The organism is Pseudomonas sp. 203-8 (assembly GCF_020708595.1).
GTDB classification, from domain to species: Bacteria; Pseudomonadota; Gammaproteobacteria; order Pseudomonadales; family Pseudomonadaceae; genus Pseudomonas; species Pseudomonas aeruginosa.
In genome coordinates this window covers 231,409-255,711 of the sequence record NZ_JAJFDF010000008.1, presented here as the reverse complement: position 1 = coordinate 255,711, position 24,303 = coordinate 231,409, and the positions used below count along the sequence as shown (strand labels likewise).

Sequence of the window (24,303 nt, the reverse complement as noted above, 5' to 3'; positions counted from 1 at the left end):
CTCAAACCTCCTGCGCGGCGGCGGTCCGCTCGGCGAGCCAGGTTTCCAGGGTAGCGGTATCGAACTGCGCGGCCTGTACCCGCGCATCGGCGAGCAGCCAGCGGTGCAGCGGCAGGGTAGTGGCCATGCCGGCCAGCACGGTGCGCTCCAGCGCCTGGCGCGCGCGGGCGAACGCTTCGTCGCGGTCGCGACCATGGACGATCAGCTTGGCCAGCAACGAATCGTAGTACGGCGGCACCCGGTAGCCGGGATACAGGTGGCTGTCCACTCGCACGCCCTCGCCCTGCGGCCATTCCAGGCGCTCCACGGTGCCGGGGCTGGGGAAGAAATTGCGCGCCGGGTCTTCGGCGTTGATCCGCATCTCCAGCGCCGCGCCGTTCAGGCGAATGTCCTCCTGGCGCCAGGGCAGCGCCTCGCCGGCGGCGATGCGCAGCATGGCCTGGACCAGGTCGATGCCGGTGACCATCTCGCTGACCGGATGCTCGACCTGGATACGGGTGTTCATCTCGATGAAGAAGAACTCGCCGCTGTGCGCGTCGAACAGGTATTCCAGGGTGCCCGCGCCACGATAGCCGAGACTCTGCGCCAGGCGCACCGCGCTCTCGCAGAGGGCCTGGCGCTGCGCGCCGTCCAGCGCCGCCGAAGGTGCCTCCTCGAAGACCTTCTGGCGCCGCCGCTGCAGCGAGCATTCGCGTTCGAACAGATGCACCGCGCGCTCGCCATCGCCGAGGATCTGCACTTCGATGTGCCGTGCCTGGCGGATGAAGCGCTCCAGGTACACCGCCGGCGAACCGAAGGCGGCCTGCGCCTCGCGCTGGGCGATGGGGAATTCCCGACGCAGTTCGTCGGCGTCGTGGGCGATACGGATGCCACGCCCGCCGCCGCCGGCGGAGGCCTTGACCAGCAGCGGATAGCCGACCTCTTCGGCGCAAGCCAGCGCCGCGTCGAGGTCGCCCAGCTCGCCGGGCGAGCCCGGCACCACCGGCACCCCGGCGGCCATCGCGGTACGCCGCGCCTCGGCCTTGTCGCCCATGCGGCGGATGGTCTGCGCCTCCGGACCGACGAAGACCAGGCCGGCCGCCTGCACCGCTTCGGCGAAGGCGGGGTTCTCGGAGAGGAAACCGTAGCCGGGATGGATCGAGTCGGCACCGGTTTCCCGCGCCGCCATGAGAATCGCCTCGATATCCAGGTAGCTCCGGTCGGCCCGCGCAGGGCCGATCAGGCGTACCTCATCGGCCAGCCGCGCGGCCAGCGAATCGCGATCCGCCTCGCTGCACACCGCTACCGTGGGAATGCCCAGTGCCTGCGCGGCGCGGATGATGCGCACGGCGATCTCGCCGCGATTGGCCACCAGCAGCTTGTTCAGTCGCTTGTGCATGGCATCCTCCTCAGGTAGCGCTGGCGATCACCGCCAGCACCTGGCCCGGCTCGATGGCCTCGCCATCTTCCACGTGGAACGCCTGGAGTATGCCGGCCTGCCCGGCCTGCACTTCGGAAAACTGCTTCATCACCTCTATCAGCCCGATCACGCTGCCGGCCTCGACCGCCTGCCCGACCTCCGCGTAGGGCGGCGCGTCGGGGCTGGCCTTGCGATAGAAGGTGCCGGGCAAGGGGGACTGCACGTTATGTTCGGCCATGACGAATCCTCATTATTCGAACGTTGTAGGAAATGGCAGAAAAGCTTGTCGCGAGGCTCGCCGAGGCGAGCGGCGCTCAACGCGGCGCCTTGATGCGGATGCCGGCGCCCTCCAGGCGCGCACGGGTGCTGGCGACCAGCTCCAGGGCACCGGGGGTATCGCTGTGGATGCACACCGAGTCGAAGGCGATGTCGAGGTCCTCGCCCTCGACGGTGCGCACCTTGCCCTCGCGGCAGGCGCGCAGGACCTTGTCGGCGACCTGCTGCGGATCGAGGGCGGCGACCCGCCGGGTGAAGACGATGGAGCCGCTGCGGTCGTAGTCGCGGTCGGCGTAGAACTCGCGCACCAGCGGCTGGCCCAGTTCCCGGCCGATGCGCCAGGTGGCCGAACCGGGCATGCAATAGAGCAGCAGTTCCGGTTCCAGGCGTTGCAGGGTCTCGACGAACAGGCGCGCGGCGACCTCGTCCCGCGCCAGGTGCATGTAGAGCGCGCCGTGGGGCTTGACGTGTTGCAGCGACAGGCCCTGCAGCCGGGCGAATTCGCGCAGTGCGCCAAGCTGGTAGAGCATGTCGTTGACCAGCTCGATGGCCGGCGCGGCGATGTGCCGACGCCCGAAGCCGACCAGGTCGCGGAAGCCCGGATGGGCGCCGATGGCCACGCCATGCTCGGCGGCCATCTCCACGGTGCGGCGCATGCTGCTCGGGTCGCCGGCATGGAAACCGGTGGCGATGTTGGCGCTGCTGATCAGCGGCATGATCGCCGCGTCCACGCCATCGCCGATGGTCCATGGGCCGAAGCCTTCGCCCATGTCGGAATTGAGGTCGACTTCAGTCATTGCCCGCAGGCCTCATCTGTCTTGTTGTTGGATGGAGCCACGGTAAAAGCCGGGAAAGGTATTGGGTAGATTTATTATTCGATAGACTGGTTTCTGAAAAACAGATACCTCCTCCGGATGCTCCCCATGGCCCTGACCCTCCGCCAGGTTCGCTACTTCATCGCCACCGCCGAGTTCGGCCAGATATCCCAGGCCGCCATCCACCTGAACATCTCGCAGTCGGCGGTGACCAGCGCGATCCAGGAACTGGAGGGCATGCTCGGCGTCGCCCTGTTCACCCGCACGGCCCAGGGCATGAACCTGACCGACAGCGGCCGGCACTTCCTCAACCACGCCTATTCGATCCAGCGCAGCGTCGACGACGCGCTCAACAGCCCGCAACCGGACACCCGGGTCGAAGGCACCCTGAAGGTCGCCGCCAGCTATACCGTGATGGGCTATTTCCTCCCCCACCACCTGCAACGCCTGGCGCAGTGGTACCCGGAACTGGAGCTACAACTGTTCGAGGACGAGCGCGCCAGCATCGAGCGCGGCCTCCTCGACGGTCGCTACGACATCGCCGTGCTGCTCACCGGCAATCTCACCGAGCCCGGGATCGCCGCCGAAACCCTGTTCAACTCCGAGCGCCGGTTGTGGCTGCCCAGCCGCCATCCGCTGGGCGAGAAGGCCGACCTGGGCCTTGCCGACGTGGCCGGCGAGCCCTACATCATGCTCACCGTCGACGAGGCCGGGCAGAGCGCGCTGCGCTACTGGCAACAGAGCGGACACCGGCCACAGGTGATCCTCCATACCAGTTCGGTGGAAGCGGTGCGCAGCATGGTCGCCAACGGCTCCGGCGTGGCCATCCTCTCCGACCTGGTGTACCGGCCCTGGTCGCTGGAAGGCAAACGCATCGAGACGCTATCGCTGGTCGACCCGGTGCCGTCGATGAGCGTCGGCCTGGCCTGGCGCCGCGACACCGAAGCGAGCGCCGGGATGCGCGCGTTCCGCGAATACTTCCGCCAGTCGTTCCTCGCTCCGCAGCAAAGCAGCAGCCGGCGCTGAACCCGGCGGCTAATCTCTGATCCAACGCTGGGAACACTCAGGACAGGACACTCATGGGTACAGAAGGCTTTTTCGACGGACTGGGCGAGATGCTGGGCAGGGCGATCCGCTTCGTGGTGGACCTGCTCTCCGGCCTGCTGGGCGGCATCTGGGGCGCCATGGACGACTTCCTCCACGGCCTGGCCAGGGCCATCGGCATGGACGCATCGCTGTTCAGCTTCGTCTTCCTGGTGCTCGGCCTGTTGCTGCTCTACAGCGGTATACGCGCCTTCATGCGCCGCTCGATAGTCGGCGGGGTGATCTGGACGGTGCTCGGCCTGATCGTCATGAGCTGGCTCATCCACTGATCCACGCGTCGGCCGTTTCCGCAAGGAGCGAAGGAAGGTTTCGGTTATCCACAGGCGAGTTCCGAACCCGCTGGCAACGGCTGGTCGGCGGCGCGCGCCTGCGGTTGCATGGTGCGACATCCGCCAGGAAGTCCCGCCATGTCGTTCCCGCTTCGTCCTCTCACGCGCTGGCTTTTGCCGCCGCCGGCCTGCCTGCTCTGCGCCGCCCGCAGCGACCAGCCGCCCCGCCCGCTGTGCCGCGCCTGTGCCGCCGACCTGCCCTGGTCGCGCCAGCAGTGCCGGCGCTGCGCCCTGCCCCTGCCGCTGGACGGCCAGGTGTGCGGCGAGTGCCTGCGCCGCCCGCCGGCCTATGAACAGGCGATCGCGCCCTGGCGCTACGCCTTTCCGCTCGACAGCCTGATCAACCGCTTCAAGCACCAGGCGGCCTGGCCGCTGGGGCGGCTGCTCGGCGAGTTGCTGGCGGAACACCTGCGGCAACGCTACGCCGAAGGCCTGCCGCGCCCGGCACGCCTGCTGCCGGTCCCGCTGGCGCCACGGCGCGAACGTCGTCGCGGCTTCAACCAGGCGCAACAGCTCGCCGAGCGACTGGCTGGCGAGCTGGACCTGCGCTGCGATCCGCACAGCCTGCGGCGAGTGCTGGATACTCCGGCCCAGCAGGGACTGGACGCGACGGTGCGGCGGCGCAACCTGCGCCACGCCTTCGCCCTGGCGCCCGCCAGCGATGTTCGCGGGCTGCACCTGGCACTGGTGGACGACGTGCTCACCACCGGGGCCACCGCCGAGCGCCTTTCCCGCCTGTTGCGCCGGGCGGGCGCCGCGCGGGTCGACGTCTACTGCCTGGCGCGCACGCCGAAGCCCGGCTGAGCTGGGCTAAACTGCCGCGCAACCGATACGGGAGAGGATCCATGCGCGCACTGCTGGTCGCGGCCTGCCTGTTGCTCGGCGGTTGCAGCCATTTCGCCGAAGACGACTGGCTGGGCGAAGACAAAGCCCTGCATTTCGCCAGTTCCGCGGCCCTTGCCGCGGCGGGCATGCAGATGGCCCACGACCGCGGCCTGCGCGGCGCTCGCCAGGCACGCTTCGGCCTGAGCGTCTCGCTCGCCTTCGGCGTCGGCAAGGAGTTCTACGACAGCCGTTCCGCCGGCAGCGGCTGGAGCTGGAAGGACCTCGCCTGGGACCTGGCCGGCGCCGCCGCCGGCTACGGTCTCTACCAGGCCGCCGAGTGACGCCCTTGCGTTTTGCCCATGGCTGTTGGAGCCTTCGCCGTATACGTCCGCTCATAGCGAAGCCTCCATGTCCGCACTCTCCACTCTCGCCCAGCACGTCACCCGTCGCCCGCAACGCATCTCCCTGCTCGCGCAGATCTCCGAACTGGGCTCCATCACCCGTGCGGCGAAGGCCGTGGGCATCAGCTACAAGGGCGCCTGGGACGCCATCGACGAACTGAACAACCTGGCCGAGCGTCCGCTGGTCGAGCGTAGCGTCGGCGGCAAGGGCGGCGGCGGCGCCCGGCTGACCGCCGAGGGCGAACGCCTGCTGGCTCTCTACCGGCGCCTGGAAGCCTTGCAAGCGCAGGTGTTGCAGGCCGCGGAAGACGCCGAGGACCTCAACCTGATCGGCCGCCTGATGCTCCGCACCAGCGCACGCAACCAATTGCACGGGCGGGTCCTGTCGATCCATGGCGAAGGCTTCCACGACCGCATCGCCATCGAGCTGCCAGGCCAGCAACGCATCGAGGCGCTGATCACCCGCGCCAGCACCGAGCAACTCGAACTCGGTCGCGGCCGCCCGGTACTGGCGCTGATCAAGGCCGGCTGGCTGGACGTCGGGCTGGAACCGCGCGAGGACCAGCCGAACCAGTTGCACGGCACCCTGGAGGAAATCCTCGCGGCCAAGGCCGGTCCCAGCGAGGTGCGCATCGCCCTGGGCAGCGGTCTTACCCTCTGCGCGCTGCTGTCCGGCGAACGCCTGGCCAGCCTGGGGCTGAAGAAGGGCCAGAAGGTGATCGCCTCCTTCGATCCAGCCCAGGTCCTGCTCGGCACGCCGCTGTGAACCTGCCGGCCCGCGCCGGCTTGCGTACACTAGGGGTCTTTCGAGCCTTGGATGCCCCGTCATGTCCCATCCCTTCGACCAACTGACCCCCGACCTCGTCCTGGATGCCGTGGAAAGCCTCGGCTATCTCAGCGACGCACGGGTGCTGGCGCTCAACAGCTACGAAAACCGCGTGTACCAGGTCGGCATCGAGGACGGCGAGCCGCTGATCGCCAAGTTCTACCGACCGGACCGCTGGAGCGACGCGGCGATCCGCGAGGAGCACGCCTTCTCCGCCGAGCTGGCGGAATGCGAGGTGCCGGTGGTGGCGCCGCTGTCGCGCGACGGCGAAAGCCTGTTCGCATTCTCCGGCTTCCGCTTCGCCCTGTTCCCGCGGCGCGGCGGGCGCGCGCCCGAGCCGGGCAATCTCGACCAGCTCTACCGCCTCGGCCAGTTGCTCGGCCGCCTGCACGCGGTCGGCGCCACGCGGCCGTTCGAGCACCGCGAGGCGCTCGCTGTGGATAACTTCGGCCACGCCTCGCTGGCCACCCTGCTGGAAGGCAATTTCATCCCCAGGAGCCTGCTGCCGGCCTACGAGTCGGTCGCCCGCGACCTGCTGAAACGCCTCGACGCCCTGTTCGCCGAGGTGCCCTACCAGCCGATCCGCCTGCACGGCGACTGCCATCCGGGCAACCTGCTGTGCCGCGACGAGGTCTACCATATGGTCGATCTCGACGACTGCCGCATGGGCCCGGCCCTCCAGGACCTGTGGATGATGCTCGCCGGCGAGCGCCACGAACGCCTGGCGCAGATTGCCGAACTGGTCGACGGCTACAACGAGTTCCACGACTTCGACCCGCGCCAGCTACCGCTGCTCGAAGGCCTGCGCAGCCTCCGCCTGATGCACTACAGCGCCTGGCTCGCGCGGCGCTGGGACGACCCGGCGTTCCCGCCGAGCTTCCCCTGGTTCGGCAGCGAACGTTACTGGGGCGAGCAGGTGCTGGTGCTGCGCGAACAACTGGCGGCGCTGGACGAGGAACCGCTGCGGCTGTTCTGAGCCTCCTGCGGACGGGGCGAATGGCGCGCGGCGCTATCCGTCCCGCCGCGGGGCAGGCGAGGGAACGGCAAGTGTGCCGGTGCTTTTCCGCGGGAACTGTGCGCAGACAAGCTCGCCACCCCCCTACTAGAATTCACAGGTCATCCGCGCGTGCATACCGTGCACGGCCATTCTTACCTGCCTGACGTTTCAAGGATTCTCCATGGCGACCGCCAACCTCCGTCGGGGCTATGTCCTCGGCCTGACGGCTTATGTGATCTGGGGACTGTTCCCGCTCTACTTCAAACTGCTCGAACGCATTCCCGCGGTGGAAATCATCGTCCAGCGCGCGGTCTGGTCGGCCCTGTTCGGCGCCGTCCTGCTGCTGTTCTGGAAGCACCCGGGCTGGTGGCGCGAGCTGCGCCAGAATCCGCAGCGCTTCGTCGTGCTGGCCGCCAGCGGACTGCTGATCGCCAGCAACTGGATGACCTATGTCTGGGCGGTGAACAACGGCCACATGCTGGAAGCCAGCCTGGGCTACTACATCAATCCGCTGATCAACGTGATGCTCGGCATGTTGCTGCTCAAGGAACGCCTGCGTCCCCTGCAATGGCTGGCGGTGGCCCTGGCTTCGCTGGGCGTGGCGCAGCAGGTCTGGCAACTCGGCAGCCTGCCCTGGGTGTCGCTGGTGCTGGCCCTGACCTTCGGCTTCTACGGCCTGATCCGCAAAAAGGCGCCGGTCGCCGCGCTGCCCGGACTGGTGGTGGAAACCTGGCTGCTGCTGCCGCTGGCGCTGGTCTGGTTGCTGTTTTTCGCCGACGGGCCGACCAGCGAAACGGCTTTCTGGAGCACCCCGGAAGCCCTGTGGGTGGTCGCCGCGGGCCCGGTGACGCTGGTTCCGCTGGTCTGCTTCAACGCCGCGGCAAGGCACCTGCCCTACGCCACCCTGGGCTTCCTGCAATACCTGGCGCCGACGCTGGTCCTGCTACAGGCGATCCTGCTGTTCGGCGAGCATCTGGACTCCAGCCGCCTGACCGCCTTCGCTTTCATCTGGCTCGCCCTGGCCGTCTACAGCTTCGACGCCTGGCGCAGCCTGCGCCGCCTTCCCCAGCCGGGCTGACGTTATCCCCAGGCTTGCGGAACTCCCCAAGCCTGGCGAAAAAACACGCACTCCTTCCTATCCCCCGCCAAGACTGACGCTCAGCGATCCACCCCAGGCTTTTCCACAGGATCATGCACGCACTTTGTGCATATACCTGCCTTCTCCTCTCCGCAGGCACGTGGATAACTCTTCGGAAGAGGCCCTGCAAAGCGCCTGATCAGTCTTTGAGCATACCGCTGCATGCAAGGCTTACCACGGGTTACAACGATATACACAAGGCTTATCCACAAATCTGCCCAAGGCTTTTGTGAGCAACTGTGGATGAACCGGAAAAGCCATCGATCAAAAAACGTACGGATACCTGTAATACCGATGAATAAAGGCCTGCATGGATTTTTCCCCGGCTTACCCACAGACTGCTCCACGTTATTTGTGCACAGGGGCAACGATAGCGGCGAAGGTTAATCCACAAGCAAAAGCGCAAGAGAGGCTGCTCAGAAAACGATCAAACCCTTGTATCGCCCATGGATAAAGGCCTGCAAGGTTATCCACACAGAATACCCACAGGCTGGTCCACCTGGTTTGGGAATAACCGCAACGCAGCTGGTCAAAAAACGCGCTACGACCTCCAAGCCTCGCGGCGCCTGGGCTTCAGGGTTTCACCCAAGGCTTTTCCACAGGCCCGTCCCCGGCTTTCCTGAACAACTTCAGGACGCGTCCAGCACCAACTCCACCATCAGGTCGTCGGCCAGGTCTTCCAGTCGCTCGCGCAGGGTGTCCAGCGACAGGGTCAGCGGCACCGCCAGCAGCGCATCGGCATGGAACAGCGGTTCGCTGCTCATCGGCGCCGGGCGCACTTCGGTGGACAGGCTCTCCAGGTTCACCCCGTGCTCGGCCAGCAGCCGGGTGATGTCACGCACGATACCGGGGCGGTCGTTGCCCACCAGGTCGAGGTGGATAGGCTTCCAGTTGCATACCGGCTCGATCCCGCTTTCCGCCAGGAGCACGCGGATACCGTGGCTGGACAGGCCCTGTAGCCCTTCCACCAGTTCGTCGTAGCCTTCCGCCGGCACGGCCACCCGCAGTATCCCGGCGAACTGCCCGGCCATCCGCGACATGCGGCTTTCCAGCCAGTTGCCGCCGTGGGAGGCGATGCATTGGGCGATGCGCTCGACCAGGCCGGGATGGTCGGTGGCGATCACGGTCAGGACCAGGTGATCCATGAGCTTGCCTCCTGCTGGGACGAATGGGAGTTCAGAGCTGCAGCCAGTAAGTGTAGAACTGTTCGTCACGGACATAGCCGAGGCGCTCGTAGAGCGACTGCCCGGCGTGGTTGGTCTTCGCCGTCTCCAGTTGCAGGCCGCAGGCGCCCATGCTTTCGGCGAAACCCCGGGCCTGGTTCATCAGGGCCTCGCCGACACCCCGGCGACGCGCCTCCGGGCGGACGTAGAGATCGCTGAGCAGCCACGAAGGTCGTAGCGCCAGGGAGGCGAACAGCGGATAGAGTTGGACGAAGCCCAGCGCCCGCGCCTCGGCATCCCTGGCCAGGAACAGGGTCGAATCGCCCTGGCGCAGGCGCTCGGCGAGGAATGCGCGAACCTGCTCTTCCGGCGCCGGCACTTCGTAGAAGTCGAGGTAGGCGGAAAACAGCGGAACCAGGTCGGCGAGATCGGCGAGGGATGCGGCATGGACGGGCATGGCGAGGCTCCTGGGGCGATTCCGGGAGTATAGGCAAGGCGCTCGCAGCGCAGTGAAACATCCTGCGACGCCGCGCCGCAGTTGGGCTCGCGATAAATCGTGTACTGTTTTTAGATTTATCTGGAACAAAGTACAGTTTTTTTGCGAACATTGAGCCTGGCCAACGTGACCGTGAAGCGTCATCCAGTCGTAACGCGACGCGTAACCACTGATTTTTCCCGCGGCATCATGTAGTATGCCGCGGCTCGGACTACAAGGCCGTGCGGCCCGGGTCCAGAGCTGGTCTAGAGCAGAGTGAGGCAAACAATGACTGAACGCGTTCAAGTCGGTGGCCTGCAGGTCGCCAAAGTCCTGTTCGACTTCGTGAACAACGAAGCCATCCCCGGAACCGGCGTCTCTGCCGACACGTTCTGGACCGGTGCGGAGGCCGTGATCAACGACCTGGCGCCGAAGAATAAAGCCCTGCTCGCCAAGCGCGACGAACTCCAGGCCAAGATCGACGGCTGGCACCAGGCTCGCGCCGGCCAGGCCCACGACGCAGCTGCCTACAAGGCCTTCCTCGAGGAAATCGGCTACCTGCTGCCCGAGGCGGAAGACTTCCAGGCCGGCACCCAGAACGTCGACGACGAGATCGCCCGCATGGCCGGCCCGCAGCTGGTGGTGCCGGTGATGAATGCGCGCTTCGCCCTCAACGCCTCCAACGCCCGCTGGGGCTCGCTGTACGACGCACTCTACGGCACCGACGTGATCAGCGAAGAAGGCGGCGCCGAGAAAGGCAAGGGCTACAACAAGGTTCGCGGCGACAAGGTCATCGCCTTCGCTCGCGCCTTCCTCGACGAGGCCGCGCCGCTGGAGTCCGGCTCCCATGTCGACGCCACTTCCTACAGCGTGAAGAACGGCGCGCTGGTCGTCGCGCTGAAGAACGGCAGCGAAACCGGCCTGAAGAACGCTGGCCAGTTCCTTGCCTTCCAGGGCGACGCCGCCAAGCCGCAAGCGGTACTGCTCAAGCACAACGGCCTGCACTTCGAAATCCAGATCGACCCGAGCAGCCCGGTCGGCCAGACCGATGCCGCAGGCGTGAAGGACGTGCTGATGGAAGCCGCCCTCACCACCATCATGGACTGCGAGGACTCGGTCGCCGCGGTCGACGCCGACGACAAGGTAGTGATCTACCGCAACTGGCTGGGCCTGATGAAAGGCGACCTGGCCGAGGAAGTCAGCAAGGGCGGCAGCACCTTCACCCGCACCATGAACCCGGACCGCGTCTACACCAGGGCCGACGGTTCCGAACTGACCCTGCACGGCCGCTCGCTGCTGTTCGTGCGCAACGTCGGCCACCTGATGACCAACGATGCGATCCTCGACAAGGACGGCAACGAAGTGCCGGAAGGCATCCAGGACGGTCTGTTCACCAGCCTGATCGCCATTCATGACCTGAACGGCAACACCAGCCGCAAGAACAGCCGCACCGGCAGCGTGTATATCGTCAAGCCGAAGATGCACGGTCCGGAAGAAGCCGCCTTCACCAACGAGCTGTTCGGCCGCGTCGAGGACGTCCTCGGCCTGCCGCGCAACACCCTGAAGGTCGGCATCATGGACGAGGAGCGCCGCACCACCGTGAACCTGAAGGCCTGCATCAAGGCGGCCAAGGATCGCGTGGTGTTCATCAACACCGGCTTCCTCGACCGCACCGGCGACGAGATCCACACCTCCATGGAAGCCGGCGCCGTGGTGCGCAAGGGCGCCATGAAGTCGGAGAAGTGGATCGGCGCCTACGAGAACAACAACGTCGACGTCGGCCTGGCCACCGGCCTGCAAGGCAAGGCGCAGATCGGCAAGGGCATGTGGGCCATGCCCGACCTGATGGCCGCCATGCTCGAGCAGAAGATCGGCCATCCGCTGGCCGGCGCCAACACCGCCTGGGTCCCGTCGCCGACCGCCGCGACCCTGCACGCCCTGCATTACCACAAGGTCGACGTGTTCGCCCGCCAGGCCGAGCTGGCCAAGCGCACCCCGGCCTCGGTGGACGACATCCTGACCATTCCGCTGGCGCCGAACACCAACTGGACCGCGGAAGAGATCAAGAACGAGGTGGACAACAACGCCCAGGGCATCCTCGGCTATGTCGTCCGCTGGATCGACCAGGGCGTCGGCTGCTCCAAGGTGCCGGACATCAACGACGTCGGTCTGATGGAAGACCGCGCCACCCTGCGCATCTCCAGCCAACTGCTGGCCAACTGGCTGCGTCACGGCGTGATCAGCCAGGAGCAGGTGGTCGAGAGCCTCAAGCGCATGGCCGTGGTGGTCGACCGGCAGAACGCCAGCGACCCGTCCTACCGGCCGATGGCGCCGAACTTCGACGACAACGTCGCGTTCCAGGCCGCCCTGGAGCTGGTGGTGGAAGGCACCCGGCAGCCGAACGGCTATACCGAGCCGGTCCTGCATCGCCGCCGCCGTGAGTTCAAGGCGAAGAACGGGCTGTAGGCCGTTCGCCGCAGCGCAACGAAAAGCCGCCCCGAGGGGCGGCTTTTTCATTTCTTCGGGTAGCCATGCACACGCTCCCAACAGTCGTCGCGCAGCTCCTCGGCGTGGCTACGGATGCTGTCCCAACCGTTCTGCCGCAGCGCCTCCCGGGCCTCTCGACGTACCGCCTGCCATCCGGGGTGGGCATAGATGTCGAAGTCGAAGCAGCCCAGCGCTTCCTCGGGCAGCTCGTTGCACAGCGCCCAGACACGCCTCAAGGCATCGCGAAAACTCCCGGCCTGGTGACCCGGACAGCCTTCGAGCCACTCGTGCAACGGCACGACCTTCTCCGACCAGGTAGAGCAGCCCGGGCAACTGCCGATGGTCTCTCTCTGCATGGCACCGTCAAGGGCCAGGAAATCGAGCGCCAGGAACGCCTCTGCGCTGAGCAGGACCCATCGATGCTCATCCTGCCCGTACCACGTCCAGATGAAACTGCCCGGCTCGTTCATGTCGGCTCCTGCGCCGAGGGAAAAGCCGCGACGATAGCCTAATCAGGCTGCGCCGAGAAAGCTCAGCACCGCGCCTTCGAACGCCTGCGGGAACTCGACGTTCGACAGATGCACCGCCGACAGCGTAACCAGCCTGGCCCCGGCAATCGACGTGGCGATCAGCTCGCCGTGGCTGGCGGCGGTGACCGTGTCGTACGCCCCTGCGATCACCAGGGTCGGCCGCTCGATCCGCGCCAGTTGCGCGCGCAGGTCGGTATCGCGCACCGCCGCGAAGGAGCCGGCCAGGCCGTGCCGGTTGGTGGCCATGAGCATCGCCCGGAAGCGCTCGACGACGGGCTCGGCGCGCTCCAGCAGCGCCGGCGGAAACCAGTTGCCGAGGAAGCCCGCGGCGGTCTCGCTCATGTCCTCGGCCTGCAGCACCGCGGCGATGCGCTCGTCCCACTGCGCCGCCGGGCCGAGCCAGGCCGAGGTGTTGGCCAGCACCAGCCGCTCGATCCGCTGCGGCGCATGCAGCGCCAGCCACTGGCCGACGATCCCGCCCAGGGACAGGCCGAGGAAATGCGCGCGCCGTACCTCCAGCGCGTCGAACAGCTCCAGTACGTCCTCGCCCAGCCGGGCCAGGGTATAGGGCCCCGGCGGCACGCTGGAGGCGCCATGGCCACGGGCGTCGTAGCGCAGGACGCGGAAGTGCCGGGTCAGTGCCGGGAGTTGCGCATCCCACATGTGCAGGGTGGTACCGATGGAGTTGGAGAGCGCCAGCAGCGGTTTCTCCGCCGCACCGTCCAGGCGATAGGCGAGGCTGGCGCCATCGCTGGTAGCGAGAAAAGACAGGTTGCCCATGGGAGCCTCCGGGGTCAGGGTGATTGCCATGCACGCCAGGCTAGTTGCGACGGCCCCTGGGAAAAACTACAAAGAATGGAACGACTCTGTCAGGGAAGCTGACATGCACGATTTCACCCTCCACGACCTCCAATGCTTCGACGCAGTGGTCGACGCCGGCGGCTTCCAGGCCGCCGCACAGCGCCTGCACCGCTCCCATCCGGCGGTGTTCGCCGCCGTTGCCAGGCTGGAGCGCCAGCTCGGCCTGGTGCTGCTGGAACGAGGCGGCTACCGGGTCGGCCTGACCGCCGCCGGTCGCTCCTTCCACCAGCGTGCCCAGGCCCTGCTCTACGAACTGGAAGGGCTGCGGGGCCACGCCGCGCACCTGGCCCAGGGCGAGGAAAGCGAGCTGCGCGTGGTACTGGGCGACCTCTGCCCGCCGCGCCCGGCCCTGGCGCTGCTCGCAGGGTTCTTCGGCAGCCAGCCGCAGACCCGCCTGCAATTGCTGTTCGAAACCGTCAGCGGCCCGCTGGAGCGCCTGCTGGACGGCGAGGCCGACCTGATCCTGCATCGCGTGGACAAGTCCGACCCACGCCTGGAATGGCTCGACCTGTGCAGGGTCGGGCTGGTCCCGGTCATCGCACCGGGCCTGCTCGGCGATCCTCCGCCGCGACCGGTGCGCCCGGAACAACTGCGCCCCTTCGCCCAGTGCGTGATGCGCGACAGCGCCCGCCATTCTCCGCCGACGGACTATTTCATGCTCGCCGGCGCGCGACAGTGCAGCGTGCCGGACCAGCGAACGAAGAAAGAGGTGATCCTCCAGGGCCTCGGCTGGGGGCACCTGCCGGACTTCCTGGTCGACGAGGAACTGGCCGACGGCCGCCTGCTCGCACTGGCCGGGCCGCATCTGCCAGGACGCAGCGAAGAGGTGGTGGCGGCGCGCCGGCGCGATCGCGCGCAGGGCCCGGTAGCGGAACGCCTGTGGGCGTTCCTGCGGGACAACGCTACGACGTTGCGGGGGAAAAGCGGCGACAGGGCGGAGGGCGTCAGGCGTCCTCGGTGAAAAGGTGGCGGATATCGCCAGGCGCTATTCGCCCTACCCCCACGCACTCCCCCGGCATCAACGCCGGCTTGCCGCCAGCTACTCCGCCATCTTGCGCAACGCCTCGCCATCCAGCCGGTAGCGCACCCACTCGTCCTGCGGCAGCGCGCCGATGGAGCGGTAGAAGTCGATGGCCGGCTGGTTCCAGTCCAGCACGCTCCACTCCAGGCGTCCGCAGTCGTTGGCCACGGCCTCGCGGGCCAGCTCGCGGAGCAGCCGGCGACCGGCGCCGACGCCACGGTACTCAGGGGTGACGTAGAGGTCTTCGAGGTAGATGCCGTTGCGCCCCAGCCAGGTCGAGTAGCTGTAGAAATACACCGCATAGCCGATCGGCCGGCCTTCGCTCAGGCACATCAGCGCGCGGGTCGGCGAGCCTTCGGCGAACAGACTGCGGCGGATGCCTTCGACATCGGTGACCACCTCATGGCGGGCGCGCTCGTAGTCGGCCAGTTCGATGATGAAGGCAAGGATCTGTTCGGCGTCGGCCGGTACGGCGGGACGGATTTCGAGAGTCATGGGCAACCTTCCGGTGGGGGATCCGGCCATCCTAGTGCGACTGCTAAGATGCATGAAGTGCATTCTTCTCATCGGCAACTGAATAACATGCATCCCCTGCTGCGCCGCCTCGATCTCAACCTCCTGCTTGTCTTCGACGCCCTGTATCGCCACCGCAACGTCGGCACCGCAGCCAGCGAACTGGCGATCAGCGCCTCGGCCTTCAGCCATGCGCTGGGGCGCCTGCGCCAGGGGCTGGACGACGAGCTGTTCCTGCGCCAGGGCAACCGCATGCAGCCGACCCAGCGTGCCGAGCACCTGGCCGCTGCGGTGGCCGCCGCTCTGCGCGCCCTCGGCGAGGGGCTGGAAGAGTGGCGGCCGTTCGTACCGGGACAGAGCCAGCGCACCTTCGTCTTCGCCGCCACCGACTACACCGCTTTCGCCCTGCTTCCGCCGCTGATGAACCGCCTGCAGCACAGCGCGCCCGGAGTGCGCCTGCGCCTGGTCAATGCGGAACGCAAGCTGTCGGTGGAGGCCCTGGCCAGCGGGCGGATCGATTTCGCCCTCGGCTACGACGAGGAACACGAGCGCCTGCCCGAAGGCATCCAGGCCCATGACTGGTTCGCCGACCGCTACGTGGTGGTAGCGCGGCGCGACCACCCGCGCCTCGCCGGGGCGCCGACGCTGGAGGGCTACCTGGCCGAACGGCATGCGGTGGTGACGCCGTGGAACGAGGACAGCGGGGTGATCGACCGGCTGCTGGCCCGCTCCGGCCTGCGTCGCGAAGTGGCGGTGCAACTGCCGACGGTGTTGGCGGCGCTGTTCCTGGCAGGCTCCACCGATTTCCTGCTCACCGCTCCGCGACATGCCGCACGGGCCCTGGCGGACGCCGCCGGCCTCGCCCTGTATCCCGCGCCGTTCGACATTCCACCCTACGTGCTGCGGCTCTACAGCCACGTCCAGCATGTCGGGCGTGACGCCCATGCGTGGATGATCGGGCAGTTGAAGGGCCTGGATATTTCCCGGACGGGCTGAGCTTCGCGCCGCGCACCGTCGACGGGCGCGGCGGTAACACTGGGCACAATTATTGTGCACAATTTTCCCAATGCGACCTCCTGGCGTCCCGCTTTTTTTCCCTCTCCCTCGTCCGTCTGCATAAGCCTATGAATCGGTTCGAAATTCTTACCTGATCGAAGCGACAGCTTTTTCCCAAGCGGTTTCAGGGGCTTGCCGCCGAAAGGCCGGTTTCCGCAGAGCGCGGAAAATTCGGTCGAGGATCGGTTGGCACATAACTGGCTTAAATCTTCGAAATTCTTGTATACAAAAACAACAGACGAACCCGACCTCGCGCCGAGTTCTTCCGACTGCCGGAGGAGACCGCCATGTCCAGCACCCCGAAGCCGCCCGCCTCGCCCCGCGAGTTTTCTCCCTCGCTGCTCGACCTGGGCACTCCGGCCAGTCTCGACTGCCTGCCACGCGCCGGGCTGCGCGCAGCGGAGTTCTCGGCGGCGCGCCTGGACCTGGGCACTCCCGCCAGTCTCGATTGCCTGCCCCGCGCCAGCCATCACGCCGGCCCCGAACTGCCGCCGCTGAGCCCGCGCCTGTACAGCGCCGATCTCGCCCCGACCAAGGCCGAAGGGCGCCGCTGGGGACGCTACAGCCTGTTCGCGCTGTGGACCAACGACGTGCACAATATCGCCAACTACTCCTTCGCCATCGGCCTCTTCGCCCTCGGCATGAGCGGCGCGCAGATCCTCGCCGCGCTGGCCCTGGGCGCGCTGATGGTCTACGGGCTGATGAACCTGTCCGGCTACATGGGCCAGAAGATCGGGCTGCCCTACCCGGTGATGTGCCGCATCGCCTTCGGCATCCACGGCGCGCAACTCCCCGCGCTGATCCGCGCGGTGATCGCCATCGCCTGGTTCGGCATCCAGACCTATCTCGCCTCCATCGTCCTGCGCGTGCTGCTGACGGCGATCTGGCCGGGGCTCGCAGCCTACGACCAGGACGCCATCCTCGGCCTGTCGAGCCTGGGCTGGGCGACCTTCGTCGCCATCTGGTGCGTGCAACTGCTGATCTTCGCCTACGGCATGGAGATGGTGCGTCGCTACGAATCCTTCGCCGGACCGGTGATCCTGCTCACCGTCGCCGCCCTCGCCGCCTGGATGTACCTGCGCGCCGGCGCCTCCATCGCCTGGTCCAGCGGCGAACCCATGAGCGGTTCGCAGATGTGGTTGAAGATCTTCGGCGGCGCGGCGTTCTGGGTGACCCTGTACGGCACCATGATCCTGAACTTCTGCGACTTCGCCCGCGGCTGCCCGGACCGCCGCACCATCAGCGTCGGCAACTTCTGGGGGCTGCCGGTGAACATCCTGCTGTTCGGCCTGTTCGCGGTGGTCCTCGCCGGCGCCCAGTTCAGGATCGACGGCCAGCTCATCCAGAGCCCCACCGACATCGTCGCCGCGATCCCCGACACCCTCTTCCTGGTGCTGGCCAGCCTGGCGCTGCTGATCGTCACCGTGGCGGTGAACATCATGGCCAACTTCGTCGCCCCGGCCTACGTACTCACCAACCTGGCGCCGAACCTGCTGAACTTCCGCCGCGCCGGGCTGATCAGCGCGACCATCGCAGTGCTGATCCTGCCCTGGCACCTGTACAACAGCCCCGGGGTGATCCTCTACTTCCTCGGCGGCCTCGGCGCGCTGCTCGGCCCGCTGTACGGGATCATCATGGTCGACTACTACCTGGTGCGGAAAGGCCGGGTGAACCTGCCGGAGCTGTACACCGAAAGCCGCGCCGGCGCCTATCACTACGCGCGAGGGGTGAACCCGCGGGCCATCGCCGCGTTCGTCCCGGCGGCGATCATCTCCACCCTGCTGGCATTGTTGCCGGCATTCGCCGAGCTATCGCCGTTCTCCTGGTTCTTCGGCGCCGGCCTGGCCGGCCTGATCCACTACGCCCTGGCCAAGCGCCGCACGGCCTACCGCGAGGTTTCCGGCGAAGCGATCGCGGTGGACAGCGTGCAGCACTGACGGATACCTGGCCGGCCTGGGCGCGACACCCGCCTAGGCCGGCAGTAGCGCCTGCAATTCTTCCTCGATCGCATCCAGCGCCTGGAACGACCGCTCGACGCGGGCCACCGCGACCGCCCCCTCCAGCGCCGCGAGGATCAGCCAGGCGCGCGAGGCGGCGAGCTTTTCCGCCAGTCCGTCGGCGCGCAACGCACGCTCGATGCTGGCGTGCCAGGCGCGGAGCGCCCGGCGGCATTCAGCGTGCACCGGGGCCAGCTCGGCGTCGATGCTCAGGCTGGTGGAAAGCACCGGGCAGGCCTCTTCGAAACGCGAATGCTCCAGCCAGCCACGCAGGGTCGCGGTGAACTGGCGGAGGACGTTGCGCGCATGGGGGGCCTGGGTCCCGGCGCGGTCGAGGAAGGACGCCACCTCGTCGGCGACGAAGCCGATCGCGGCGCTGGCGATCTGCGGCTTGCCCTCGGGGAAATAGTGATAGAGCGAGCCTTTCGGCGCCTCGGCGCGAGCGATGATGTCGCTCAGCCCGGTGCCGAAATACCCGCGGCTGGCCAGCAGCGAGGCGGTGGCATGGACGATCCGTTCGGCGGCATTGGACTTCTTCGGCAAACCTGACTCCCCAACTCACGGCAGACGACCGGGCAAGCATGCCCGAGCCTCAGGGCAGATGAAACACGCCGCTGGCGCTGGCCACCAGGCGCTCGCCGCTGTGCAGCCGGGCCGAGGCGAAGGCCATGCGCTGGCCGAGCTTGTCGACCCGGGTATGCACCTCCAGCCAGTCGCCGACCCGCGCGACCCCGCAGAAGTCCAGGCGCAGGCCGACGGTGACCATCGGCTGCGGCGGTTCGCGGGAGAACGCCATGGCGTAGCCGAGGCCAACGTCGGCCAGGGTCGAGAGCAGGCCGCCGTGGGCGGTGCCACCGTGGTTGCAGTGCTTTTCGTCGATGCGCAGCGCCACCACCCACTGGCGCTGGGAGTCCTGCCGGCAGAAGAAAGGACCGAGCAGGTCGAGCAACGGACTGCTGCGGAACAGCGGCTGGAACCCTTCGGGGACGTTCATCACGGTGCGGCCTCCGCTTTATATAGACTGGTCTATATAAAATATGCCCGGACGCTGGATCCACCAGCGCCGCGAAGGTCTTATCGAGGCGCTGAATGGCGCTTCATCAGGACGGCGCCCTGGGCGCCGCCCGCACTCCCTCTCAGCGGCTCATCGGACCGCGCACCGGCCGCTCGCGGGCGTGGCTGGTCGCGCTGAGCGGCGCGCCGGCCTCGCGCAGCGCCTGGCGCTGTTCGGCGACCGGGGTCTGCGCGGTGGCCTTCTCGAAACGCGCCAGATGCTGGAAGGCCGGCAGGGCGAAAGCGTCAGCCAACAGGCGCGCCAGGCGCGGCCAGCGCTCGCCGTCGACCTGGTAGCGCGCCAACTGGGCATTGCGGAACAGGCAGGCGACGGCGACATCGGCGATGGACAGCTCGCCGCACAGCCAGCCGCTCGGCGGGACCCGCCCTTCCAGGTAGTTGCAGATCGATGGCAGGTCTTCGTCGTAGGTGCGTTGCAGGATCGCCTGGTCGGGTTCGCGCTGCCAGATGCCACGGTTGATCACCAACTGGTGGAACAACTGCCAGATGATCACCTGGCCCAGCCGCGAATCGGCGTACTCCTCCAGCCAGCGGGCCTGGGCGCGCTGGCCGATGTCGACGGGATACAGGCTCGGCTGCGGGTAGCGCTCCTCCAGGTACTGGCAGATCACGCTGGAATCGTTGAGGACGAAGTCACCGTCCACCAGCACCGGAATCTGGCGCAACGGACTGAGGCGCTCGAAGGCCTCGTCGCCGAAGAACGGCACGATGGGGTCGATGCGGTAGGCGATGCCTTTCAGTTCCAGCAGCACCAGCACCTTGCGCACATAGGGGGACAGATAGGAACCGATGATCAGCAAAGGTTCGGCCACGGCGAGACTCCTGTTCTTGTTATGGGAACACCGATCCTCCGGCAAACCAGCGGGACGACTCAAGTGGCTTCCCGACGGACGCCAATTGCAGGGATAGTCGCACTTTGCGATCATTTGCGAATAATTCTCGTTTTTCCATTCAATCCCGTTTCGGGATGGGGAGCGGTCGTGTCGGCGGGTGACGTCAGCAACAGCGAATTCGTGGGTAGCCTGTACCGGGACCACCGCGGCTGGCTGCTTGCCTGGCTGAACCGCAACCTCGGCTGCCGCCAGCGCGCCGAAGACCTCAGCCAGGACACCTTCGTTCGCCTCCTCGGCCGCCCGGAGCTGCCCGGCCTGCGCGAACCGCGCGCGTTCCTGGCGAAGGTGGCGCGCGGCCTGATGATCGACCACTTCCGCCGCGCCGCCCTTGAGCAGGCCTATCTCGCCGAACTGGCGCTGGTTCCGGAAGCAGAACAGCCTTCGGCCGAAGAGCAGTACCTGATTCTCGAGGATCTCCGCGAGATCGATCGCCTGCTTGGCACGCTGTCGCTGAAGGCGCGCAGCGCGTTTCTCTATAGCCGCCTGGACGGCATGCCCCACGCGGAGATCGCCGAGCGTCTCGGAGTCTCGGTGCCGCGCGTGCGCCAATACCTGGCCCAGGGCCTGCGCCAGTGCTACATCGCCCTCTACGGAGAGCCCCGGTGAGCGCCGACGATCGTCATTCGCCGGTACGCGCGCGGGTGCTCGACGAAGCCATCGCCTGGCAATTGCTGCTCGACTCCGGCGAAGCCCATCCCGACGATCACCGCGCCTTCCACCGCTGGTACGCGGCGCATCCCGAACACGAACGCGCCTGGGAACAGCTCGGCGGCCTCGACCGGCACCTGGCGAGAGCCGCCAACGGGCCGGCGCGCAACGCCCTGCTGTCCGGCAACGCACGCTTCAAGCGCCGCCTGCGCCGGCTCGGCGGCAGCGCCCTGGGGCTAGTGCTGGCGCTAGGCGTCGGGCTCGGCGTGGCCAACCGCTACGTCCCGGTCCGCTACCTGCTGGCCGATGCCTACAGCGCCACCGGCGAGCAGCGCGAGCTGACCCTCCCGGATGCCACTCATGTGCGCCTGAACAGCCGCAGCGCCATCGACGTCCGCTTCGACGGCGAACGCCGCCAGGTCGTGCTACTGGCCGGCGAGATCCTGGTGGAAACCGCCCATGGCGACCCGCGCCCCTTCGTGGTCAGCAGCGCCGATGGCGACATGCGCGCCCTCGGCACGCGCTTCCTGGTGCGCCGCGAGGAACCCGGCACGCGCCTCACCGTGTTGCAGTCGGCGGTGGCCGCGCGCGCGGAAACGCTCAGCGAAGAGCGTGTGATCAAGGAAGGCCAGCAGGTGCTGATCCTGCCGCAAGGCCTGCAGGCCAGCGAAGCGGCCCCGGCCCTGGCCGGCGCCTGGGCACAAGGCATGCTGGTGGTAGAGAACGCCCGGCTGGCCGACCTGGTGGCGGAACTGGGGCGCTATTCGCCGGCGCTGCTGCGGGTCGACCCGAGCATCGCCGACCTGCGCGTCACCGGCAGTTTCCCGCTGAAGGACACCCGCCTCGCCCTTCAGGCTTTGGAGCCGAGCCTGCGGGTGCGCAGCGTAAGGCACAACGCCTGGTGGTTCGAAGTGGTGCCACGCTGAACCGAACGGGCCGGCGAAAAATTTTTCCCGCCGGCCCTATCACTTTTTCCGACTCGTCCGGCAAGGAGGCATTGAGACTCGTTTCCATCCAGGAGCCCCGCACATGCCCCGCCCGACGTTCCGTCCCGGCCTGCTCGCCCTAGCCATCGCCCTCGCCGTTCCCGCACCGTTCCTCCACGCCGCCCCGGCCGAACAGGCCAGCGTGCGCGACTACCGCATCGCCGCCGGGCCGCTGGCAGGCACCCTGAACCGCATCGCGGCCCAGGCCGGCCTGGTCCTCACCCTGGACCCGGCGCTCGCCGAAGGACGCAGCGCCCACGCCGTGCAAGGTCGCTTCGACGCGCCCGGCGCATTGCGCGAAGCGCTCAAGGGCAGCGGCCTGGAACTGGTGGAAAATGCCGGCGGCACCTACAGCCTGCGCAAGGTGCCGGAAGACACCCTGTCGCTGCAGGCGATGACGGTCAGCGGCGCCGAGGAAGACCCACTGGGGCCGACCAGCGGCTACGTGGCCAAGCGCAGCATGACCGGCACCAAGACCGATACGCCGATCCTCGAGACCCCGCGCTCGATCTCGGTGGCGACCCGCCAGCAGATGACCGACCGCGCCGTGCACAACCTCGACGACGCGGTGCGCTACATGCCCGGCGTCGTCGCCAGCAGCTTCGGCAGCGACACCCGCTCCGACTGGTTGAAGGTGCGCGGCTTCAAGCCGACCCAGTTCCTCGACGGCCTGCCGATGGCGGTCGGCGTCTACAACAACCCGAAGCTGGAAACCTGGAACCTGGAGCGTGTCGCCCTGTTGCGCGGCCCGGCCTCCTCGGTCTACGGCCAGACCCCGCCGGGCGGCATGCTCGACATGGTCAGCCTGCGTCCGCAGAACGTCGCCAGTCACGAGGTGAAGGCCGAGGTCGGCAACTACAACCACAAGCAGGTCAGCTTCGACAGCACCGGCCCGCTCGACGACGAGGGACGCTTTCTCTACCGCGTCTCCGGCGTGGTGCGCGACAGCAACACCCAGGTCGACCATATCGACGACAAGCGCTACAACATCGCCCCGAGCCTGACCTGGAACATCGACGACGACACCAGGCTGACCTTCCTCGGCCAGTTCAACCGCGACGATACCGGCATCACCAGCCAGTTCCTGCCGCTACGCGGAACCAAGTACGACACGCCGTTCGGCAAGGTTTCCCATCACAAGAACCTCGGCGATCCGGACTGGGAATACTACGACCGCACCTACTACTGGCTGGGCTACGCCTTCGAGCGGCGGATCAACGATGTCTGGCAGTTCCGCCAGAACCTGCGCTACCTGCGCAACGACCTGTCGTTCCAGGCGCTGACCCCAGCCAGCTATTACGCTGCCGCCAGCGACGACGGTACCCTGCAGCGCACCAGCACATCAGTGGACGAAGACGTCAGCCAGTTCGTGGTGGACAACAACTTCCAGGCCGACTTCGACACCGGCGCGCTGCGCCACACCCTGCTGCTGGGCCTGGACCACAACCGGACCACCAACGAATACACCTCGATCTTCGGCTTCAATGTACCGCCGACCAACATCAACAACCCGATCTACGGCCAGCCGATTCCCAAGCCGCCGCGTTCCGACGCGTACTACGACTACAAGCAGAAGACCTACCAGACCGGCCTCTACGTCCAGGACCAGATCGCCCTCGACAACTGGCGCCTGACCCTCGGCGGTCGCGAGGACTGGGTGCACACAGGCGCCACCTTCTACAACAAGGGCGACGCCACCAATACCAGCCGCGACAAGAAGTTCAGCGGCAACGCAGCGCTCAGCTACATCTTCGACAATGGCGTGGCGCCCTATATCTCCTATGCGGAGTCGTTCCAGCCCACCACTGGCGCCGATATGAACAGCACCAGTTCGCTGAAGCCGACCGAAGGCAAGCAATGGGAAATCGGCGTGAAGTACCAGCCGGTAGGCTCCGACTCGCTGTTCACCGCCGCGGTCTATGACCTGCGCCAGGAGAACGTCAGCGTGTCGCAGAACATAGGCGGCACGCCGGTCACTTCGCAGACGGGCGAAGTGAAGGTCTCCGGGATAGAACTGGAAGCCACCAGCAACGTCACCGACAACCTGAAGATGATCGGCGCCTATAGCTACACCGACACCGAAGTGAAAAAAGGCCAGTACGCAGGCAACCGCCTGCAACAGGCGCCGCGCAACCAGGCCTCGCTATGGGCCGACTACACCTGGCACGAGGGTGCGCTGAACGGTTTCAGCGTGGGTGCCGGCGCCCGCTACGTAGGCTCGACCTACGGCGACCAGGCCAACACCTACGACGGCTACGCCGGCTCGTACACCCTGTACGACTCCGCCGTGCGCTACGACCTGGGCCAATTGAACGGCAGCCTGAAAGGCGTCAGCGTGGCGGTCAATGCCAACAATCTGTTCAACAAGGACTACCTGGCGTCCTGCGACGGCTACTACTGCTACTACGGCGACCAGCGCAGCGTGGTGGGCAGCGTCAGCTACAAGTGGTGAGCGACGCGTCACAGGTGCGTAACGGCGGATAACCGCT

General features: G+C 67.1%; 25 protein-coding genes. 14 read left to right on the top strand and 11 right to left on the bottom strand.

Going from position 1 to position 24,303, the window contains the following annotated elements; translation table 11 throughout:
- Window position 1: 1 nt before the first annotated feature.
- The 3 genes from LJF27_RS20095 to LJF27_RS20085 form a co-directional block, all read right to left on the bottom strand.
- A complete protein-coding gene (locus tag LJF27_RS20095) occupies window positions 2-1,378 on the bottom strand; it encodes an acetyl-CoA carboxylase biotin carboxylase subunit (protein ID WP_003113254.1) in 1,377 nt (458 codons plus the stop codon).
- A gap of 10 nt (window positions 1,379-1,388) precedes the next feature.
- Window positions 1,389-1,637: an acetyl-CoA carboxylase gene (locus LJF27_RS20090; RefSeq protein ID WP_003084813.1), complete on the bottom strand. Its 249-nt coding sequence runs from the start codon at window positions 1,635-1,637 to the stop codon at window positions 1,389-1,391.
- A gap of 76 nt (window positions 1,638-1,713) precedes the next feature.
- On the bottom strand, window positions 1,714-2,472 hold the full coding sequence (locus LJF27_RS20085) for a 5-oxoprolinase subunit PxpA (RefSeq protein ID WP_003103315.1): 759 nt from the start codon (window positions 2,470-2,472) through the stop codon (window positions 1,714-1,716).
- A 117-nt stretch (window positions 2,473-2,589) separates the two neighbouring features.
- Between LJF27_RS20085 and LJF27_RS20080 the strand changes: the two genes are divergently transcribed.
- From LJF27_RS20080 to rarD, 7 genes are all read left to right on the top strand, one after another.
- The gene (locus LJF27_RS20080) at window positions 2,590-3,516 is read left to right on the top strand and encodes a LysR family transcriptional regulator (RefSeq protein WP_003118849.1); all 927 of its coding nucleotides are present in this window, start codon (window positions 2,590-2,592) and stop codon (window positions 3,514-3,516) included.
- Between the two features lie 53 nt (window positions 3,517-3,569).
- A complete protein-coding gene (locus LJF27_RS20075; RefSeq protein ID WP_003084806.1) occupies window positions 3,570-3,863 on the top strand; it encodes a hypothetical protein in 294 nt (97 codons plus the stop codon).
- A gap of 138 nt (window positions 3,864-4,001) precedes the next feature.
- Window positions 4,002-4,727: a ComF family protein gene (locus LJF27_RS20070; RefSeq protein WP_003103309.1), complete on the top strand. Its 726-nt coding sequence runs from the start codon at window positions 4,002-4,004 to the stop codon at window positions 4,725-4,727.
- A 41-nt stretch (window positions 4,728-4,768) separates the two neighbouring features.
- Window positions 4,769-5,089: a YfiM family lipoprotein gene (locus LJF27_RS20065; protein WP_003117926.1), complete on the top strand. Its 321-nt coding sequence runs from the start codon at window positions 4,769-4,771 to the stop codon at window positions 5,087-5,089.
- Between the two features lie 67 nt (window positions 5,090-5,156).
- A complete protein-coding gene (locus LJF27_RS20060) occupies window positions 5,157-5,915 on the top strand; it encodes a TOBE domain-containing protein (RefSeq protein ID WP_023117214.1) in 759 nt (252 codons plus the stop codon).
- A 61-nt stretch (window positions 5,916-5,976) separates the two neighbouring features.
- The gene (locus LJF27_RS20055) at window positions 5,977-6,951 is read left to right on the top strand and encodes a serine/threonine protein kinase (RefSeq protein WP_003084794.1); all 975 of its coding nucleotides are present in this window, start codon (window positions 5,977-5,979) and stop codon (window positions 6,949-6,951) included.
- 202 nt (window positions 6,952-7,153) lie between these two features.
- Window positions 7,154-8,050 carry an EamA family transporter RarD gene (rarD, locus tag LJF27_RS20050; protein WP_003103301.1) on the top strand — a complete coding sequence of 299 codons (897 nt, stop codon included), beginning with the start codon at window positions 7,154-7,156 and terminating at the stop codon, window positions 8,048-8,050.
- Window positions 8,051-8,739: 689 nt separating this feature from the next.
- Here the strand turns inward: rarD and LJF27_RS20045 are convergent.
- On the bottom strand, window positions 8,740-9,255 hold the full coding sequence (locus LJF27_RS20045; protein ID WP_003084789.1) for a glycine cleavage system protein R: 516 nt from the start codon (window positions 9,253-9,255) through the stop codon (window positions 8,740-8,742).
- A 31-nt stretch (window positions 9,256-9,286) separates the two neighbouring features.
- A complete protein-coding gene (locus tag LJF27_RS20040) occupies window positions 9,287-9,730 on the bottom strand; it encodes a GNAT family N-acetyltransferase (protein WP_003105215.1) in 444 nt (147 codons plus the stop codon).
- A gap of 306 nt (window positions 9,731-10,036) precedes the next feature.
- Between LJF27_RS20040 and LJF27_RS20035 the strand changes: the two genes are divergently transcribed.
- Window positions 10,037-12,214: a malate synthase G gene (locus LJF27_RS20035; protein ID WP_003105217.1), complete on the top strand. Its 2,178-nt coding sequence runs from the start codon at window positions 10,037-10,039 to the stop codon at window positions 12,212-12,214.
- 47 nt (window positions 12,215-12,261) lie between these two features.
- Here the strand turns inward: LJF27_RS20035 and LJF27_RS20030 are convergent, their stop codons facing one another.
- Together LJF27_RS20030 and pcaD are read right to left on the bottom strand one after the other, a co-directional pair.
- Window positions 12,262-12,705: a hypothetical protein gene (locus LJF27_RS20030; protein WP_003105223.1), complete on the bottom strand. Its 444-nt coding sequence runs from the start codon at window positions 12,703-12,705 to the stop codon at window positions 12,262-12,264.
- Between the two features lie 42 nt (window positions 12,706-12,747).
- Window positions 12,748-13,545 carry a 3-oxoadipate enol-lactonase gene (gene pcaD, locus LJF27_RS20025; protein WP_004346523.1) on the bottom strand — a complete coding sequence of 266 codons (798 nt, stop codon included), beginning with the start codon at window positions 13,543-13,545 and terminating at the stop codon, window positions 12,748-12,750.
- Between the two features lie 103 nt (window positions 13,546-13,648).
- Here pcaD and LJF27_RS20020 point away from each other — a divergent pair, with 103 nt between their 5' ends.
- Entirely contained in the window at window positions 13,649-14,587 is a 939-nt protein-coding gene (locus LJF27_RS20020; protein ID WP_023117215.1) for a LysR family transcriptional regulator, read from the top strand.
- Between the two features lie 78 nt (window positions 14,588-14,665).
- Here LJF27_RS20020 and LJF27_RS20015 read toward each other — a convergent pair whose 3' ends face one another.
- Window positions 14,666-15,142 carry a GNAT family N-acetyltransferase gene (locus LJF27_RS20015; RefSeq protein WP_003084777.1) on the bottom strand — a complete coding sequence of 159 codons (477 nt, stop codon included), beginning with the start codon at window positions 15,140-15,142 and terminating at the stop codon, window positions 14,666-14,668.
- 87 nt (window positions 15,143-15,229) lie between these two features.
- Between LJF27_RS20015 and LJF27_RS20010 the strand changes: the two genes are divergently transcribed.
- The gene (locus LJF27_RS20010; RefSeq protein ID WP_003117923.1) at window positions 15,230-16,156 is read left to right on the top strand and encodes a LysR substrate-binding domain-containing protein; all 927 of its coding nucleotides are present in this window, start codon (window positions 15,230-15,232) and stop codon (window positions 16,154-16,156) included.
- Window positions 16,157-16,503: 347 nt separating this feature from the next.
- Window positions 16,504-18,153 (top strand): NCS1 family nucleobase:cation symporter-1, encoded by a 1,650-nt coding sequence (locus tag LJF27_RS20005; RefSeq protein ID WP_023117216.1) that lies wholly within the window; start codon window positions 16,504-16,506, stop codon window positions 18,151-18,153.
- Between the two features lie 33 nt (window positions 18,154-18,186).
- On the opposite strand, the gene LJF27_RS20000 is transcribed toward LJF27_RS20005, so the two are convergent.
- The 3 genes from LJF27_RS20000 to LJF27_RS19990 all read right to left on the bottom strand — a co-directional run bounded on the left by LJF27_RS20000 (window position 18,187) and on the right by LJF27_RS19990 (window position 20,099).
- Complete coding sequence (locus LJF27_RS20000; protein ID WP_003084771.1) at window positions 18,187-18,756, bottom strand: TetR/AcrR family transcriptional regulator; 570 nt, start codon at window positions 18,754-18,756, stop codon at window positions 18,187-18,189.
- 49 nt (window positions 18,757-18,805) lie between these two features.
- Entirely contained in the window at window positions 18,806-19,210 is a 405-nt protein-coding gene (locus tag LJF27_RS19995; RefSeq protein WP_025921017.1) for a PaaI family thioesterase, read from the bottom strand.
- Window positions 19,211-19,349: 139 nt separating this feature from the next.
- Complete coding sequence (locus tag LJF27_RS19990; protein ID WP_003105233.1) at window positions 19,350-20,099, bottom strand: glutathione S-transferase family protein; 750 nt, start codon at window positions 20,097-20,099, stop codon at window positions 19,350-19,352.
- A gap of 168 nt (window positions 20,100-20,267) precedes the next feature.
- Here LJF27_RS19990 and LJF27_RS19985 point away from each other — a divergent pair, with 168 nt between their 5' ends.
- From LJF27_RS19985 to fiuA, 3 genes are all read left to right on the top strand, one after another.
- Window positions 20,268-20,786 (top strand): RNA polymerase sigma factor, encoded by a 519-nt coding sequence (locus LJF27_RS19985; protein ID WP_003084762.1) that lies wholly within the window; start codon window positions 20,268-20,270, stop codon window positions 20,784-20,786.
- A complete protein-coding gene (locus tag LJF27_RS19980; RefSeq protein WP_023117218.1) occupies window positions 20,783-21,754 on the top strand; it encodes a FecR domain-containing protein in 972 nt (323 codons plus the stop codon). Before LJF27_RS19985 ends, LJF27_RS19980 begins: the two co-directional genes overlap by 4 nt.
- Before the next feature lie 103 nt (window positions 21,755-21,857).
- Window positions 21,858-24,266, top strand: a complete 2,409-nt coding sequence (gene fiuA, locus LJF27_RS19975) for a TonB-dependent ferrichrome receptor FiuA (RefSeq protein WP_023117219.1) — start codon at window positions 21,858-21,860, stop codon at window positions 24,264-24,266.
- Window positions 24,267-24,303 lie beyond the last annotated feature (37 nt).

Bases quoted from the DNA above. Each gene is read 5' to 3' on its own strand.
- LJF27_RS20095 (WP_003113254.1), bottom strand. From the start codon at position 1,378: ATGCACAAGCGACTGAACAAGCTGCTGGTGGCCAATCGCGGCGAGATC.
- LJF27_RS20090 (WP_003084813.1), bottom strand. From the start codon at position 1,637: ATGGCCGAACATAACGTGCAGTCCCCCTTGCCCGGCACCTTCTATCGC.
- LJF27_RS20085 (WP_003103315.1), bottom strand. From the start codon at position 2,472: ATGACTGAAGTCGACCTCAATTCCGACATGGGCGAAGGCTTCGGCCCA.
- LJF27_RS20080 (WP_003118849.1), top strand. From the start codon at position 2,590: ATGCTCCCCATGGCCCTGACCCTCCGCCAGGTTCGCTACTTCATCGCC.
- LJF27_RS20075 (WP_003084806.1), top strand. From the start codon at position 3,570: ATGGGTACAGAAGGCTTTTTCGACGGACTGGGCGAGATGCTGGGCAGG.
- LJF27_RS20070 (WP_003103309.1), top strand. From the start codon at position 4,002: ATGTCGTTCCCGCTTCGTCCTCTCACGCGCTGGCTTTTGCCGCCGCCG.
- LJF27_RS20065 (WP_003117926.1), top strand. From the start codon at position 4,769: ATGCGCGCACTGCTGGTCGCGGCCTGCCTGTTGCTCGGCGGTTGCAGC.
- LJF27_RS20060 (WP_023117214.1), top strand. From the start codon at position 5,157: ATGTCCGCACTCTCCACTCTCGCCCAGCACGTCACCCGTCGCCCGCAA.
- LJF27_RS20055 (WP_003084794.1), top strand. From the start codon at position 5,977: ATGTCCCATCCCTTCGACCAACTGACCCCCGACCTCGTCCTGGATGCC.
- rarD (WP_003103301.1), top strand. From the start codon at position 7,154: ATGGCGACCGCCAACCTCCGTCGGGGCTATGTCCTCGGCCTGACGGCT.
- LJF27_RS20045 (WP_003084789.1), bottom strand. From the start codon at position 9,255: ATGGATCACCTGGTCCTGACCGTGATCGCCACCGACCATCCCGGCCTG.
- LJF27_RS20040 (WP_003105215.1), bottom strand. From the start codon at position 9,730: ATGCCCGTCCATGCCGCATCCCTCGCCGATCTCGCCGACCTGGTTCCG.
- LJF27_RS20035 (WP_003105217.1), top strand. From the start codon at position 10,037: ATGACTGAACGCGTTCAAGTCGGTGGCCTGCAGGTCGCCAAAGTCCTG.
- LJF27_RS20030 (WP_003105223.1), bottom strand. From the start codon at position 12,705: ATGAACGAGCCGGGCAGTTTCATCTGGACGTGGTACGGGCAGGATGAG.
- pcaD (WP_004346523.1), bottom strand. From the start codon at position 13,545: ATGGGCAACCTGTCTTTTCTCGCTACCAGCGATGGCGCCAGCCTCGCC.
- LJF27_RS20020 (WP_023117215.1), top strand. From the start codon at position 13,649: ATGCACGATTTCACCCTCCACGACCTCCAATGCTTCGACGCAGTGGTC.
- LJF27_RS20015 (WP_003084777.1), bottom strand. From the start codon at position 15,142: ATGACTCTCGAAATCCGTCCCGCCGTACCGGCCGACGCCGAACAGATC.
- LJF27_RS20010 (WP_003117923.1), top strand. From the start codon at position 15,230: ATGCATCCCCTGCTGCGCCGCCTCGATCTCAACCTCCTGCTTGTCTTC.
- LJF27_RS20005 (WP_023117216.1), top strand. From the start codon at position 16,504: ATGTCCAGCACCCCGAAGCCGCCCGCCTCGCCCCGCGAGTTTTCTCCC.
- fiuA (WP_023117219.1), top strand. From the start codon at position 21,858: ATGCCCCGCCCGACGTTCCGTCCCGGCCTGCTCGCCCTAGCCATCGCC.